A 13,692-nucleotide genomic window follows, 5' to 3' on the forward strand; every position below is an offset into this window, starting at 1 on the left:
CATTGGCGGGTGAGGGCGGCGAGGAGCGGGGGTAACCGGGGAGGGTGGTGTGAACAGGCCCTCGGACCACGGCTCGGGGACCGCCCAGCGCGCGAAGTGGGGCGGGGCCGGACGGCATCCGGCCCGGGCAACGGCCGGCGGGAACAGAGGAGTGTCGGTGAGGGAACAGCGTCAGGACCGCGACTGGACGGCTATGACGCCGGGAGACTTCGACCGGGACGCCCCGCTGCGGCTGAGCATCGGCACGGGCCCCACCGTAGTGCCGGCCGAACCGGACGAGTACGGCACCGAGCCCCTCTTCGGCAACGAGACACCGGTCCGGAACTCCGGACGTCGTGCCCGGCGCCGGTCCGCGCCCGTCGACCAGGAACAGCTGTTCTGACCGGCCCGCCGCCCGCGTACGCCTGCGCGGGCTCGACGCCCGCGCACGGCAGCGTGACGGCAGTCCGTTCAGGCGTCGAGGGCCCGGCGGAGAGCGGCGTAGCAGGGGACGACCGCGTCGAGGCCGACGATCCGCATGACCCGCAGCGCACCCTCCGGGGGAGCGGCCGGGCGAAGCCGGCCCTGCGCGTCCAGCGCCCGTGCCGGGCCCGGACGAAAGACCGCGATGCATGGGTGGGGGAGCGTGGGGTAGGCGCGCGCGTGAACGGGGGAACGAAGGTGGATCTGGTGCAGTCAGGTTCCGGCAGCGAGGAAGGCGGAGGCGGGATGCCGGCTTCCCTACCGACCAAGACCTCCGTCGCTCTCGAAGGTGATGGCGCCTGCATCGCCGAGGCCCGACGTTTCGCGGCCGCATTTCTCACCGGCGTCCAGGCCGAACAGGGCATCCCGGTGTCAGCGCGGGCGATGGACCTGACCCAGCTGGTGGTCAGCGAACTGGTCACCAACGCCCGCAAGTACGCCCCCGGGCCCGTGCTGCTGGAACTGCGCATCGTCGATTCCGCGGTGGAGGTGACCGTGTGGGACAGCGATCCGCATCTTCCGGAGGCCCGGGACGCCGACCCCGGCCGGGTCGGACAGCACGGTCTGGAGATCGTCATGGCCGTCACGTCCGGCTTCGAGGTCGAGCGGGAGCCGGTCGGCAAGCGCATCACCGCTCGCCTCGCCCTGTCGGACGAGGCCGAAGGAAAGCCCCGCGCACGCCCGTAGTGGCGAGTCCGGACATGGGCGGCCGACCGGGGCGGCCCGAGCGTACGAGGCCGGCACGGCCGGGCGGCCTGCACGGTGGGCCGTGGGCACGCGTCGGCCCTCCCGTGGGGAGGGCGCGGGAGGGACGGCGCGGTCCCGTCCGGACAACCGGGCACGGACAGGACCAGGTGGTTTCCGCCCCGGAGGGGGAGGATCACCGCGATCCCAGCATGGCACTGCATTCGGCCACACAACAGTGTTGTGACCGAAACCTGTCGCGGGGAGACAGACCGGTCCGCGCGCTCGGAGCGGCCCGGAGCCGGCCGCCGCGGCCGTCCCCGGCGCGTCGTCACCCGGGCGCCGCGCCCGGTCGCGCGGGTCCCGGCGGGCCAGGTGCCGTCAGGTGCGGGCCCGGCGGCTGATCAGCCGCGTACGCAGCCGTTGCAGCGGCGGCAGGAGACCGTAGATGACGATCGGCACCGCTACGGTGGCCAGGACCAGGGTGCGCAGGATCAACGGCGCTCCGTCGAGCAGGCCGAGACCGCGCAGCAGCAGTTGCAGCACGGTGAGGGTGGGGAAGACGGCCAGCCAGATCATCAGCGCCATGTGATGTCTGGGCGGTGGGCCGACGCGCGGGGCCGGTCGGGTGGGGGAGTACTCGCTCATGTCGGGTTGATCCTCACTGGCTGACGGGAAGGTGCGGAGGGACGGGGTCGACGCGCGGGTGCGGTTTCACAAGCCGTGCCGGCGGTCGCCGAGGACGGCTTCGGTGACCTGCCGTTCCATCTCCGGTGAGAGTGCCGGGAGTCGGGCGCTGTGGTCCCCGGGGGCGCGCGGGACGTCACCGCTCGTCGAGTCGGAGTCGTCGACCGTGGCGGTGGACCCGCCGGCTTCGGTGTGGCCATTTTCTGTCATGCCGCCAGGTTGCGTGCCGGGAGGACCCCGTCCCACTTTTGTTGCTGTTTCCGGGACAAGTTTGCTGTTCCGGCGAACAGGGCGGTGCAATGAGTACGTGGAACCCCTGTCCCCTGTCGCCTCAGTCCTGGCCGACGTCGCCCCGCGGCTCAGACGCCTGCGTGCCCGGCGGGGAGTCACCCTGACGGCGCTGGCCGAGGTCACCGGCATCTCCAGGAGCACCCTGTCCCGCCTGGAGACCGGCCGACGTCGCCCGAGTCTGGAACTGCTGCTGCCCCTCGCGCGGGCGTACCGGGTGTCACTTGACGAACTCGTCGCTGCCCCGGACGGCGACGGTCCCCGGGTGGGCCCGGGCCTCCGCCACCGGGTCGGCAGCCGCACCGCGCTGCCGCTGGCGCGGCAGTCCACTGCCCGGGAAGCCTGGAAGGTGATCATCCCGGTGACTGTCCGGGAGCCGGACCTCCGGGTGCACGCGGGCTACGAGTGGCTGTACGTCCTCTCCGGGCGGTTGCGCCTCGTCCTGGGCTCTCACGACCTGGTGCTCGGCCCCGGCGAGGCCGCCCAGTTCGACACCCGGCTCCCGCACTGGTTCGGCAGCACCGGCGGACACCCCGTGGAGATCCTCAGCCTCTTCGACCACCGGGGCGAGCACATACGCGTACGTACCCGGCCCCGCTGACGCGCCCGAAAACCGGTGGAGCGCCGCCGCCCCGCGCCACTACCGTGCTGGCGAACCACGTCGTCTGAGCAAGGACGCCCCGTTGTACACCCTGTGAGACCTCCCGAGCGATGAATCGTCGCGCGTCGCGCATGCGCGCCGCGCTCCTTTTTGCTGCGGACTTCTCACTGAAACCGGTGTACTTCTGTGCTCGAAAACTGGGTGGTCATACCCACCTGCCTGCCGCTCGTTCTCCGTCGTTGCCACGCGTGCGCGTCCGAACGCTTCCGGGCGGACGGCAAGTTCCGCGTCAACGCACATCACAAGCGCATCGACGCCTGGCTCCTCGTGCTCTGTACCGCCTGCGGTGAAACCGCGAAGCTCACGGTCCTGGAGCGCGTGAACGTGCGCTCCGTACGGTCCGAACTGCTCGACCGGCTGCACACCAACGACCCTGTCCTGGCAGCCGAGTTGCTCCAGGACCCGGACATACGGCGTCGCAGTCGCATCGCCCTCGACTGGGACAACGCCTGGCGCCTCGAAACCGGAGGATCGGATCACCCGGACCGTGAGGTGATCGACGTTTCGGTCCGCTTCGCGGTGCGGATCCCTGTCCGGCCGGCCCGACTGATCGCCGAAGGGTGCGGCCTCTCGCGGGCCGAGGTCGAAAGACTCCTCACGGAAGGGAAGCTCGTTTCGGCGGTCCGCCTGAGCGGCAAGCTCTCCGACGACTTCACGTTCACGCTCAAACGCTGAGCCCTCACCGGGACTTGAAGGTCCTGCGGTGGCACAGGTGGAGCGCCCCCCGACCGGCCGGTACCGCCGATGGCCGGTACCGTCCGGTCGGGGCGGCCGTGCACGTGCCGATCACCGTCATCGAGGACGGCTGCGACCTGTCCTCGATGACGGCATCGTGACCGACACCGCCTACCGCCTACCCTCTGCCGCCCGCCGGGCGGCCCAACTCACTTCAGGTGCCGGTCCAAGAACCGGCACCCGTCCTCCAGCTCGAACCACGGGGTGCCGGTGTGCCCTCCCAGATTGGCGTGCAGCGTCTTCTCCTTGCTGCCGAAGGCGTCGAACAGGTCCAGGGCCCGTTGCCGGGGGTTCGCGTGGTCGTCCCACTGCAACAGGAACAGCAGCGGAATGGTGACCTGCCGGGCCTCCTCGCGCTGGGCACGGGGCACGTACCCCCCGGCGAAGAAGCCCGCGGCCGCGATGCGCGACTCGACCACCGCCAGCCGGATGCCGAGGGCGGTCCACCCCCCGGAGTACCCGACAGGGCCGCCGATCTCGGGCAGCTCAAGAAGAGCGTCCAGAGTGGTCCGCCATTCCGGGACCGCGTTTTCGACCAGCGGGCCGATGAAGGACTCGAAGATCTCGTCGACCGGCTCGCCGGCCTGCATCGCCCGCCGGAGGTCGGCACGGGCCTGCTCGTCGGCGGCGGAACGGGGCCGCTCACCGCATCCGGCGGCGTCGATGGTGGCCACCGCGTAACCGCGCGCCGCGGTGTACCGGGCCCGGGCCACCAGCCGGGGTTCCGCCTTGGGCAGGCCGTTGTTGTGGGCCATCAGGACCAGCGGGGCCGGTGCGGCGGATCCGTGCGTCCACAGGGTGCCGGGGATCTCGCCGAGGGTGAATTCGCGCTCGATGACGCCGTCGTCGAGGCGCTTTTCAGAAGTGACGTGCATGGTCGTGCCTTTCGGGAGTGCCCTTGAACGGCGCTCCCGGACGACCTATCGCCCGACCGTGACCCCGGAGGGGAGCACCCATGTCGATACTGCGTTCACGGGTACCACCTCCTCGTTCTCTCGCACGGCCTCCGGGAGACTAGCAACGGTCGCCGTGGTCCGCCAACGATTTCTCGCGAAGGCAGCCGGATGCGACCAGGCGTTGGGGCGACCGCTTGTTACTCCGTGATCCCGCCCCAGACGCTCAGTCGATGCAGAACTCGTTGCCCTCGATGTCCAGCATGGGGATGCACGAATCATTGCCGTCATACAGCGTTTGCACGTGTACTGCGCCGAGCGGGACCAGGCGTGCGCATTCGGCCTCAAGTGCGGCGAGGCGTTCTTTCCCCACGAGTCCGGTGCCGACCCGTACATCGAGATGCACCCGGTTCTTGACGGTCTTCCCTTCGGGGACGCGCTGGAAGTACAGCCGCGGGCCCACACCCGAGGGATCTATGCAGGCGAACCATGAATCCTGCTGCTCAGGTGGCTGCGAACGCTTGAAATCATCCCAAGTGGCAAACCCCTCTGGTGGCGGCGGTAGGACGTACCCCAACACCTCGCACCAGAAGCGAGCGAGACGCTCAGGTTCTGCGCAGTCAAAGGTGACCTGGAACTTCTTGATCGCTGACATCGGTACACCGTACCGAGGGGACATCGAGGGATCGGACCGGACAGCCCGCGAGGGCGACGGGACCCTGGTGGCGGAGTCCACCGGTGGCACCAGGATTTCGAACCCCGGCGACTGTCCGCATGCCAAGGATCAGTTACGGGACAGCCTAAGCTCACCGCATGACCTTGGAATGGGAACAGGTAGTCGTTCACTCCGTGGATCCGATGGCCTTGGGACAGTGGTGGGCCGAGGCTCTCGGCTGGGTTGTCGTCCACTCCTCCGACGAGGAGTTCGAGATCCGCCAGGAGCCGGATCGCCTGCCGGGACTGGACTTCGTCCGGATCGATGAGAGCAGGAAGGCCAAGAGCCGACTGCATCTCGACTTCAGGCCTGATGACCAGGACGCCGAGGTGGCTCGGCTGGTGGCCCACGGCGCACGGCGTGTCGACATCGGCCAGGGCGTTCAGTCGTGGGTCGTACTGGCGGACCCCGAAGGCAACGAGTTCTGCGTCCTCGGCCAACGGCGTCAGTAAGGGCCAACGCCACACTGCGAGGCGGGGTCCCGGACAAGCGGGGGAGACGCCCGGCTGCGAGCGGGGTCCCGGACAAGCGGGCAGACGCTCGGCTGCAAGGCGGGGCCGTGACAGGCGCCGGCGTCACAGGCCGCGGGCGTCGGCGAGGCCCGCGGCCCGACCGAGCACGCGGAGCGGGACGCGACCCGTGCTGTGCGCGTCGTTGAAGGACGCGACCGAGTCGACGGTGTCGCCGAACTGACGGCGGATGGTGTCCAGCACGACGCGTGCGGCGTCCGCTTCCAGGCCCCGGTCGCCGCCCGCCTCCCTGCGGAGCGCTCCGAGCAGACAGACCGCACCGTCTTCGTCGGTCAGCGCACCGGCACACCAGCCGTCCGTCTGCACCCGGTGGTGAGCGCGCTGCAGGAGCGCGGCCACCGGCGTAAGGTACGGCGCTGCCGACGAGGGGAGGGCCGGGGGCAGCGGGACGGTGACGACGTCGGCGAGGTCGACCGGCTCGGTGGGGATGTGGGCGGTGCGCACCTCGTGGGCGACGGCGGCTTCCTCCAGCCGGACGGTCATGGCCGCGTCCGCGGCGGCCATGCGGGCCTCCAGGGTGAGTTCTGCGGACGCCGGAGCGCTGGGTGCCGCGGGCTGCCGGTGCCGAGCGGTGAATGGGGCGTGCGCGGGGTCTGGCATCAGGTCCTCCCGGGACGTCGAGAGCGCTGCCGGGGCCGGTCGTCTCACCTCGTTGTGCTGGAGCGGGCCATTCAGCGGCGTGCGCCACGCTGGTCCGAGAGCGGAAATTCAGCCGGTCGGCGCGCCGGAAGCGGGCCGAGGCAGGTACCGGGACTGCGCGAAGGGGCCGAGCCCACCGGCGGACGGCCGGTGGCAGGCCCTGACCCTTTCGGCAGCGATGCCCGACCCTGCCGTTACCGCACCCTCCACCTAGTCGTTCTTGTAGCGCGTTGCCGACTCAGGGGGCGTCTTCTGCCCCTGTGGTGGGCCGAAGGGCGCTGCTCGACTCACGGAACAGGGGGCTTTGTGGTGAGCGGGTGGGTCACTGTAGGTCTCGGAGTTGCGGCCCTGTGTCCGCTGCCCGGCTTCTCCGGCGCGGCCACCGGCGTCGAGATCGATCACGCCGCCGCCCACATCGTCGTATGCGCTCCAGGGGTGTGGGTCGAGATCGGCGCGACACCGGCCGCCCCGGAGGCCAAGCCCCCCACCCCGGCGCCCGTACCGGCCTCGCCGGCCCCGGCGCCGCCACCGGTTCCTCCCGGCCCGCCCGCGGCTGCGCCCCCGCCGGCCCCGCCGCCCCCGCACGGCGCGCCGCCACGAGCGGCACCACCGAGGACACCGGCGCCCGCTCCCGAGCCGCCGTCGGTCCACCGGGTACGGCCGGCCAGACCCGCACCGCCGGACGCGGCGGTCTTCCGCTGGGTGCCCCGACGCCACTACACCGGCGGCCCACGGCGCCCCGTCCCCGTCGGCATGTCGACGGTCATGACCACGACCGTCGTCACCACACCCGCGATCCTGGCCGCCGCCGCCCTGCGGCCCGGCTCCCGTCGGCGCAGCCGCGGCTGACCGCGGCCCACCACCGTCAGCCGCGGCTGACCGCCGTCCACCACCCCCACTCACGTAGTCCTGGAGTTCTCCCGTGCCGGAATGGATGATCTACACCCTGGCTTCCGTGCTGGTCTGCGCCCTGGTGATCGCGGTCACCGTGATGCGCCATCGCCGCCTCGCCGACGAGGACACGTCGCAGACACCCGACGTGCTGGAGTACATGGTGATGATGGTGGGCGTCGTCTACGCCATCGTCCTGGGCCTGGCCATCGCCGGCGTGTGGGAGGCCCGCAGCGCCGCGGAGGACACCGTCCAGCGCGAGGCGCAGGCCCTCTACGAGATCAACCAGCGCCTGGATGTCTACCCCGCCGCCTTCCGCGGTCAGGTGCGCGACCACATCGACACCTACGCCCGCCATGCCGTCACGGCCGAATGGCCGGCCATCCAGGACGACGAGGACCCCGGAGCCGAGGGCGCCCGGCTGATGGGCCGCATCCGGGCCGACATCGCCCACCACTCTCCCGCCGACGAACTACAGGCCCAGTCCTATCAGCCGTTGTTGGACCAGGTGGCCGCCGCGGACGACGCCCGGCATCAGCGCCTCGACAGCGCCGGCACCACTCTTCCCGGCGTGGTCTGGTTCGGCCTCATCGCCGGGGGAGCCGTCACCCTCGGCCTGCTCTACACCCTGCAGATCCGCCACTCGCCGCGCGAACTGCTCCTGGCCACCACCTTCAGCGCGCTGGTGGTCCTCCTGCTGTTCATGGTGTGGAGCTTCGACGCCCCCTTCGGACACTCCGGAGCGGACTCGGCGCAGCCCCTGCGGGATCTGTACGCCACCAGTGCCTGACGAGCGCCATCGGCTCAGGCGCCGAGGAAGCCGCCCGGGTCGGCAAACGGTCACCGACACCTGCCGGATCACGGTCAACGGGCGGGCATGAACGTCGCTCCTCTCCCTCCTGCGAGGGCGACGTCTGGGGCACGGGTCACCGGGACGACGTAAGGCAAACACGAGCTTCACACGCCGGCGATTCTCGCAAGCCGGCTCTCGAAGCGGACGGGTCGATCCGGCGTTGTTGTTTGATTCGCCCGGATCCGGGTGCTCGTCACAGTGGCCACACATCGCGAACCGATTTTCCGGACGCACTGACCGACTTCGTTCAGGAGTGAACCATGACGACCGGACTGGAACCGCGCCCGCGAGCCGAGGGGCCTCCAGACGAGGACCCGTCCGACGCCCGTCGAGCGCGCAACGGCTCGCCCGGTGTCCTTCGGCACGATCCGCTCGTCCGCCGGCTCGGGTGGGCCAGCGTGCTGCTCGGAGTGCCCCAGGTGGCCAACCCCGGGCCGTTCGCACGCGGCCTTGGCGTGGCCGAAGAGCCCCGCCACCGCCTGGCCACCGTGGCGGTGGGCGTACGCGAGCTGACGGCGGCGGCCGGCCTGCTCGGCCGGCCGCGGCCCGTCTGGCTGTGGGCCCGCGTCGGTGGCGACGTCATCGACCTGACATTGCTGGCCAGAGCACTGAAGAACCAGGACGGCCGCGAGAGTGGCCGCACCGCACTCGCCACCGCGGCGGTCGCGGCGATCACCGCCACCGACCTCTACGCGGCCGTGACCCGTTCGAGCAGGAGCACGCCCATGGAACTCACCGCGAGCACGACCGTGATCCGATCTCCGCAGGAGGTGTACGCGCACTGGCAGCAGTTGGACAGGATGCCGACCTTCATGGCCCACCTGGACGAGGTGCGGTCCACCGGAGGACGCACCAGTCACTGGAAGGCGTCCGCACCGTTCGGCACCAGCGTGGAGTGGGACGCCGAGATCGTCAAGGACGTACCCGGACAGATCCTGGCCTGGCGGTCCCTGGAGGGCGCCGACATCGACAACTCCGGCGAGGTCCGGTTCGTCCCCGCGCCCGGCGACCGGGGGACCGAGGTCCACGTCACCCTCCGCTACGACATCCCGGGCCGCGCGCTCGGCAAGGCCGTGGCGCGCTACTTCGGTGAGGAGCCCTCCCAGCAACTCGACGACGACCTGCGCCGGTTCAAACAGGTCGTGGAGACCGGCGAGGTAGTCCGTTCGGAAGGGGCGCCCGGCGGCAAGCGGGCCCGCCAGGAGTTCCCCCAGCACCCAGCCCAGCCGCTCACCAAGACCGAGCTCAAGGAGGCACTGTCGTGAAGGCGACCTGCTGGATGGGAAAGAACAAGGTCAAGGTCAAGAAGGTTCCCGACCCGTCGATCCTGAACAGTCGCGACGCCGTCATCAAGGTCTCCTCGACGGCGATCTGCGGATCCGACCTCCACCTGCTCGACGGGTACGTCCCCAGCATGCAGAAGGGGGACATCCTGGGGCACGAGTTCATGGGCGAGGTCGTCGAGGTCGGCCCCGGAGTCGACGGCAGCAAGCTCCAGGTCGGCGACCGTGTCGTGGTGCCGTTCCCGATCGCCTGCGGCTCCTGCGCGGCGTGCCAGGCGGAGTTGTACTCCTGCTGTGAGAACTCCAATCCCAACGCGGGCATCGCGGAGAAACTCTTCGGTCACCCCACGGCCGGGATCTTCGGCTACTCGCACCTCACCGGCGGCTACGCCGGGGGCCAGGCGGAGTACGCGCGCGTGCCCTTCGCCGACTTCAACCCGTTGAAGATCGAGTCCAACCTCTCCGACGAGCAGGTCCTGTTCCTCTCGGACATCCTCCCGACCGGGTACATGGGCGCCGAGATGTGCGATATCCAGGACGGGGACGTGGTCGCCGTGTGGGGCGCCGGACCGGTGGGGCAGTTCGCCATGGACAGTGCCCGGATGCTCGGCGCGGCGAAGGTCATCGCGATCGACAAGGTGGGCTACCGGCTCGACATGGCCGCCGCCGAGGGTTACACCACCATCAACTTCGAGGACGTCGACGTGCGTTCGGCCCTGCTGGACCTGACCGGCGGGCGCGGGCCGGACAAGTGCATCGACGCTGTGGGCCTGGAGGCGACCCACGGCTCGGGGCACGTGCATCTCTACGACAAGGCCAAGCAGACGGCGCGCGCGGAGACCGACCGTCCGCACGTGCTGCGTCAGGCGATCATGTCGTGCCGTAGCGGAGGCATCGTCTCGGTCGTCGGCGTCTACGGCGGATTCGTCGACAAGTTCCCGGCCGGGGCCTGGATGAACAGGTCGCTGACCCTGCGCACCGGTCAGTGCCACGCCCAGCGGTACATGAAGCCCCTCCTGGAGCGCATCGAGCGGGGAGAGATCGATCCGACGCGGGTGATCACCCACACCATGCCGCTCAGTGAAGCGCCCCACGGCTACGACATCTTCAAGAACAAGCAGGACAACTGCGAGAAGGTCGTCCTGAAGGCCTGACCGGAACCCGGGCCGACCGCCCGACCGCACGGCAGCACGACCGCACGGCAGCACGACCGCACGGCAGCGGCACGGCCGCACGGGCCGCGACGGCTGACCCGTCACTGCCGTGCGGTCGTGCGGTCTTTTCTGTACTGACAGCACGTGTCCGTCACCCATCGCCGGCTCCTGGCGCACGCTTATAGGATTCATTCGCGAGACGGGTCCGCGGTTCCCCATGTCCGCGGAAACTCGTACCAGTTCGGGACACGCAGGACGCATCCGGTCAGCGGCGGTCCGACCGAGTGCTCGCCCCGGACCTGTGGAGAATCCAATGCGTCGTCCCCTGTTGCCCGTCGCCTTCGCGCTGCTGTGTGCTGGTTGTTCCTCCGCCGGGGCCGAGAACAGCCACGCAGACGCGTCGGCGTCACCGTCCGCCCGCCACCGCTCGGCGGTACGAGCAGCGGTCACCGCAGCCGCCGAGACCACGGTGCGGATCGACCAGAAGATCGAGATCTCGGGTGGTGGCAACGAGTACACCCTCACTGTCGAAGGCGACTTCGACCTGGCGAGAGACCGGGGAAGGATAGCGGTCGACTTTCCCGGGGGCGCGATCAGCCACAGCGACGAGGTCTTCGCGGAGGACAAGATCTACGTCCACGCCGGCGAAGAGGACGAGGACCAGTGGGGCGTGATGCCCCGTGACGAGGCGGAGGCGCACTACCTGCTTCGTGCTCCGCTCAACGACCCCGAACATGTTCTGCATCAGGTGTCCGCGATGCGCGAGATCTCCAGGGAGGGCGAGGAGAACGTCCGAGGCGAGCGCGCGGTGCACTACCGGGGCATGCTCGACCACGCCGCCCTCACGCGGCGGATGGCTCAGGACGTGCGGAAGAAGACGGACCGGGCCCGGCATGCGCTGGGAGACGATCTGCCGGTCTTCGTGGACGCGTGGGTCGCCGGAGACGGCCGGCTGGTGCAGACCCGGATGAACCTGAACATGTCAGGTACGAGTGTGGCCGCGACCATGGGCCTCTCGGGCTTCGGGAAGCCGGTACACGTGACGGTTCCACAGGCCGGGAACACCTTCCCGATGCGGAGCGCCACCGGCGTGCTGAACGGCTGATCCGGTGGCCGGCGCAGCCGGGCCGCGGTCAAGGCCGGCGCTGCCGTGCTACGTCAGGGACGTCTGCGCTCCCAGTCGGTCGGCGCGAGTCCGCGTACGCCGACGTGGCCTCCTCGCCGCTCCCGGCGTCCTCGCGCCGGCGGCGGCCAGCTCGTCGAGTGACAGGTGCAGGGCGTGCGCCAACGCCGCCACGGTAGAAGAAGGCCGGTGTCGGGGCCTCGGCGTCGAAGGTCTCGACCACGATGTCGCCCACGCGGACGGGACTGCCCGTCCACCCAGCCGACATCGATGTCCGAGTCATGGGCGGCAGCGGTGTGCGCGACGAGGAAGCCGACAGCGGCCGGACCGACCAGCACCAGGGAAATACGCCGAAGCCTGGAATCTTCCTTCGAGTGAGGGACCGCCACGATTGTTGCCCAGCCGACGGTCCGCCGGGCGTCGGGTCGACCGGGCGGGTGGCGCCCGGCGCTACCGGTGGCCCCGTGTTCACCCGCCCGGTCCCCCGTCGGACAGCCGCCCGAACAGGCGGCGGCGCGCGCCCGGCAGCCGCGCCCACCGGACCGGGCGCGGAATGTCGGGTCCGGCAGGAGGCGCGCTGCCCGGCGTGGTGACCGGAACGAAGGAAGGAGACCGGGCGTGCTGGAGCGGCTCAACCAGTCCATGGAGCACATCGAGCGTCACCTGGACCAGCCCGTCGACGTGGCGGAGCTGGCGCGGGTCGCGGCCACGTCGGAATATCACCTGCGCCGGATGCTCTCCGCTCTCGCGGGGATGCCGTTGTCGGAGTGCGTACGGCGCCGACGGTTGACTGTCGCGGGCGCCGAAGTGGTCTCGGGGTGAGGGTCATTGCTGGACGTCGCGGTGCGCTACGCCTACGCCTACGGCTACGGCTACGGCTACGGCTCGGGCGAGGCGTTCGCCCGGGCGTTCCGGGCTATGCGCGGTGTCGGTCCTGGCGAGGCCAGGCGCGTCGGCGCCGCTCTCGTGTCCCAGCTCCGGTTGGCCTTCCGCCTCACGGTCGACGGGAACAGCAGCATGCACTACCGCGTGGTGGACAAACGGGACTTCAGCGTCGCCGGGCGGATCGTTGAGCGGACTCACAGGGCGTCACATCGGTGGCCGGAATGACGGATTGGCCTTCGCCCGGCCGGGGGAGGGACTCAGGGAATGTCATGTGCACGACTGCCTATCCCCACAAGGAGGTCGACCATGCACGTCCGAACCACGACCGGCGGACTGGCTGCCGCTCTGTTGCTGTCCCTGCCCCTGCTCGGCGGCCACGCCGCTGCCGCGCCGTCACCGAGTGCCGACTCGGTGACAGCGGCTCGCGTCGTCACCTACGACGCGAGTGGCTCCGCCGAGTTCAGGTCCGCGGTGGACCGGGGTGCCGCCATCTGGAACGAGAGCGTCGACGGCGTCGAACTGCGCCCCGTCGCGTCCGGACAACGCGCCAACATCCGGGTTCTCGCGGACAACGGCTGGCCCCGCGCCCTGACCACCTCCCTCGGCAACGGCACCGTCTACATCGGCAGGGAGGCCGTGAACCAGGGCTACAACACGATCCGTATCTCCTCCCATGAACTCGGGCACATCCTGGGGCTGCCCGATCGCAAGCCAGGACCCTGCTCCAGCCTGATGTCGGGCTCCAGCGCGGGTGTGGCGTGCACGAACCCCTATCCGAACACTGCCGAAAAGGCGGAGGTGGAAGGCAACTTCGGCGCAGCGCTCGTCGGACGGACCGGCTCGTTTGCGCGCGAAACGGTCACCGTCGGCTGACGTCCGCCCCAGCAGCAGTGCCGATCTGACCACGGCCCCGGGGGCGTCCGCGTCCCCGGGGTGCCGGACCCTGCGTCACCAAGGTGACGGACGCCGACAAGCGCTCGAACCGGCCCTCCGGTTCTGGTGCGACCACGGCATCGACGGGATCAGCGTCGACGTCGCGCCGACCATGATCAAGGCCGCTGACCAGGGAGCGCGGCCGCCCACGGCTTCCGGTCAGGACCGGGCGCGCGGCCACATCCGCGACGTGATCACCCACTGACCGCACCACCCGGAACGTTTTCGGCCAGTCCGCCGTCCGTGAAGCCCGCGCCCCGGGGGCGGGCGCGCGTC

16 protein-coding genes and 1 pseudogene are annotated in these 13,692 nt (G+C 70.4%); 11 read left to right on the forward strand and 6 right to left on the reverse strand.

Features of this window, described 5'->3' with window-relative positions; all coding sequences use genetic code 11:
* Window positions 1-193 precede the first annotated feature (193 nt).
* Both AC0ZLC_RS04245 and AC0ZLC_RS04250 read left to right on the forward strand, forming a co-directional pair.
* Window positions 194-382 (forward strand): hypothetical protein, encoded by a 189-nt coding sequence (locus AC0ZLC_RS04245; protein ID WP_476750736.1) that lies wholly within the window; start codon window positions 194-196, stop codon window positions 380-382.
* Window positions 383-708: 326 nt separating this feature from the next.
* On the forward strand, window positions 709-1,149 hold the full coding sequence (locus AC0ZLC_RS04250) for an ATP-binding protein (protein WP_476750504.1): 441 nt from the start codon (window positions 709-711) through the stop codon (window positions 1,147-1,149).
* 378 nt (window positions 1,150-1,527) lie between these two features.
* On the opposite strand, the gene AC0ZLC_RS04255 is transcribed toward AC0ZLC_RS04250, so the two are convergent.
* Window positions 1,528-1,794 (reverse strand): putative antibiotic biosynthesis monooxygenase, encoded by a 267-nt coding sequence (locus AC0ZLC_RS04255; RefSeq protein WP_476750505.1) that lies wholly within the window; start codon window positions 1,792-1,794, stop codon window positions 1,528-1,530.
* A gap of 66 nt (window positions 1,795-1,860) precedes the next feature.
* Entirely contained in the window at window positions 1,861-2,043 is a 183-nt protein-coding gene (locus tag AC0ZLC_RS04260; RefSeq protein ID WP_476750506.1) for a hypothetical protein, read from the reverse strand.
* Between the two features lie 97 nt (window positions 2,044-2,140).
* Here AC0ZLC_RS04260 and AC0ZLC_RS04265 point away from each other — a divergent pair, with 97 nt between their 5' ends.
* Together AC0ZLC_RS04265 and AC0ZLC_RS04270 are read left to right on the forward strand one after the other, a co-directional pair.
* Complete coding sequence (locus AC0ZLC_RS04265) at window positions 2,141-2,722, forward strand: helix-turn-helix domain-containing protein (protein ID WP_476750507.1); 582 nt, start codon at window positions 2,141-2,143, stop codon at window positions 2,720-2,722.
* 186 nt (window positions 2,723-2,908) lie between these two features.
* Entirely contained in the window at window positions 2,909-3,457 is a 549-nt protein-coding gene (locus tag AC0ZLC_RS04270; protein WP_476750508.1) for a DUF1062 domain-containing protein, read from the forward strand.
* 209 nt (window positions 3,458-3,666) lie between these two features.
* On the opposite strand, the gene AC0ZLC_RS04275 is transcribed toward AC0ZLC_RS04270, so the two are convergent.
* Both AC0ZLC_RS04275 and AC0ZLC_RS04280 read right to left on the reverse strand, forming a co-directional pair.
* Complete coding sequence (locus AC0ZLC_RS04275) at window positions 3,667-4,392, reverse strand: dienelactone hydrolase family protein (RefSeq protein WP_476750509.1); 726 nt, start codon at window positions 4,390-4,392, stop codon at window positions 3,667-3,669.
* Between the two features lie 244 nt (window positions 4,393-4,636).
* Window positions 4,637-5,065, reverse strand: coding sequence for a VOC family protein (locus AC0ZLC_RS04280; protein WP_476750510.1), 429 nt, complete (start codon window positions 5,063-5,065; stop codon window positions 4,637-4,639).
* Window positions 5,066-5,223: 158 nt separating this feature from the next.
* Here AC0ZLC_RS04280 and AC0ZLC_RS04285 point away from each other — a divergent pair, with 158 nt between their 5' ends.
* The gene (locus AC0ZLC_RS04285; protein WP_476750511.1) at window positions 5,224-5,577 is read left to right on the forward strand and encodes a VOC family protein; all 354 of its coding nucleotides are present in this window, start codon (window positions 5,224-5,226) and stop codon (window positions 5,575-5,577) included.
* A 123-nt stretch (window positions 5,578-5,700) separates the two neighbouring features.
* On the opposite strand, the gene AC0ZLC_RS04290 is transcribed toward AC0ZLC_RS04285, so the two are convergent.
* Entirely contained in the window at window positions 5,701-6,255 is a 555-nt protein-coding gene (locus AC0ZLC_RS04290; RefSeq protein ID WP_476750512.1) for a DUF6197 family protein, read from the reverse strand.
* Window positions 6,256-7,010: 755 nt separating this feature from the next.
* Complete coding sequence (locus AC0ZLC_RS04295) at window positions 7,011-7,193, reverse strand: hypothetical protein (protein ID WP_476750513.1); 183 nt, start codon at window positions 7,191-7,193, stop codon at window positions 7,011-7,013.
* 23 nt (window positions 7,194-7,216) lie between these two features.
* Here AC0ZLC_RS04295 and AC0ZLC_RS04300 point away from each other — a divergent pair, with 23 nt between their 5' ends.
* From AC0ZLC_RS04300 to AC0ZLC_RS04325, 6 genes and pseudogenes are all read left to right on the forward strand, one after another.
* Window positions 7,217-7,975 (forward strand): bestrophin-like domain, encoded by a 759-nt coding sequence (locus AC0ZLC_RS04300; RefSeq protein WP_476750514.1) that lies wholly within the window; start codon window positions 7,217-7,219, stop codon window positions 7,973-7,975.
* Window positions 7,976-8,298: 323 nt separating this feature from the next.
* Complete coding sequence (locus tag AC0ZLC_RS04305; protein ID WP_476750515.1) at window positions 8,299-9,303, forward strand: SRPBCC family protein; 1,005 nt, start codon at window positions 8,299-8,301, stop codon at window positions 9,301-9,303.
* Complete coding sequence (locus AC0ZLC_RS04310) at window positions 9,300-10,475, forward strand: zinc-dependent alcohol dehydrogenase (RefSeq protein ID WP_476750516.1); 1,176 nt, start codon at window positions 9,300-9,302, stop codon at window positions 10,473-10,475. Before AC0ZLC_RS04305 ends, AC0ZLC_RS04310 begins: the two co-directional genes overlap by 4 nt.
* A 313-nt stretch (window positions 10,476-10,788) precedes the next feature.
* A complete protein-coding gene (locus AC0ZLC_RS04315) occupies window positions 10,789-11,580 on the forward strand; it encodes an SCO4651 family lipoprotein (protein WP_476750517.1) in 792 nt (263 codons plus the stop codon).
* Between the two features lie 636 nt (window positions 11,581-12,216).
* A pseudogene (locus AC0ZLC_RS04320) lies at window positions 12,217-12,660 on the forward strand (helix-turn-helix domain-containing protein); the annotation flags it as partial.
* A gap of 129 nt (window positions 12,661-12,789) precedes the next feature.
* On the forward strand, window positions 12,790-13,356 hold the full coding sequence (locus AC0ZLC_RS04325; RefSeq protein WP_476750518.1) for a snapalysin family zinc-dependent metalloprotease: 567 nt from the start codon (window positions 12,790-12,792) through the stop codon (window positions 13,354-13,356).
* Window positions 13,357-13,692: the final 336 nt, after the last annotated feature.

Source organism: Streptomyces sp. GLSS-08 (assembly GCF_056387915.1).

What these genes read in the sequence shown, in the direction of transcription:
- AC0ZLC_RS04325 (WP_476750518.1), top strand. Translation starts at nt 12,790, where the DNA reads ATGCACGTCCGAACCACGACCGGCGGACTGGCTGCCGCTCTGTTGCTG.
- AC0ZLC_RS04275 (WP_476750509.1), bottom strand. Translation starts at nt 4,392, where the DNA reads ATGCACGTCACTTCTGAAAAGCGCCTCGACGACGGCGTCATCGAGCGC.
- AC0ZLC_RS04255 (WP_476750505.1), bottom strand. Translation starts at nt 1,794, where the DNA reads ATGAGCGAGTACTCCCCCACCCGACCGGCCCCGCGCGTCGGCCCACCG.
- AC0ZLC_RS04280 (WP_476750510.1), bottom strand. Translation starts at nt 5,065, where the DNA reads ATGTCAGCGATCAAGAAGTTCCAGGTCACCTTTGACTGCGCAGAACCT.
- AC0ZLC_RS04305 (WP_476750515.1), top strand. Translation starts at nt 8,299, where the DNA reads ATGACGACCGGACTGGAACCGCGCCCGCGAGCCGAGGGGCCTCCAGAC.
- AC0ZLC_RS04285 (WP_476750511.1), top strand. Translation starts at nt 5,224, where the DNA reads ATGACCTTGGAATGGGAACAGGTAGTCGTTCACTCCGTGGATCCGATG.
- AC0ZLC_RS04250 (WP_476750504.1), top strand. Translation starts at nt 709, where the DNA reads ATGCCGGCTTCCCTACCGACCAAGACCTCCGTCGCTCTCGAAGGTGAT.
- AC0ZLC_RS04315 (WP_476750517.1), top strand. Translation starts at nt 10,789, where the DNA reads ATGCGTCGTCCCCTGTTGCCCGTCGCCTTCGCGCTGCTGTGTGCTGGT.
- AC0ZLC_RS04260 (WP_476750506.1), bottom strand. Translation starts at nt 2,043, where the DNA reads ATGACAGAAAATGGCCACACCGAAGCCGGCGGGTCCACCGCCACGGTC.
- AC0ZLC_RS04245 (WP_476750736.1), top strand. Translation starts at nt 194, where the DNA reads ATGACGCCGGGAGACTTCGACCGGGACGCCCCGCTGCGGCTGAGCATC.
- AC0ZLC_RS04290 (WP_476750512.1), bottom strand. Translation starts at nt 6,255, where the DNA reads ATGCCAGACCCCGCGCACGCCCCATTCACCGCTCGGCACCGGCAGCCC.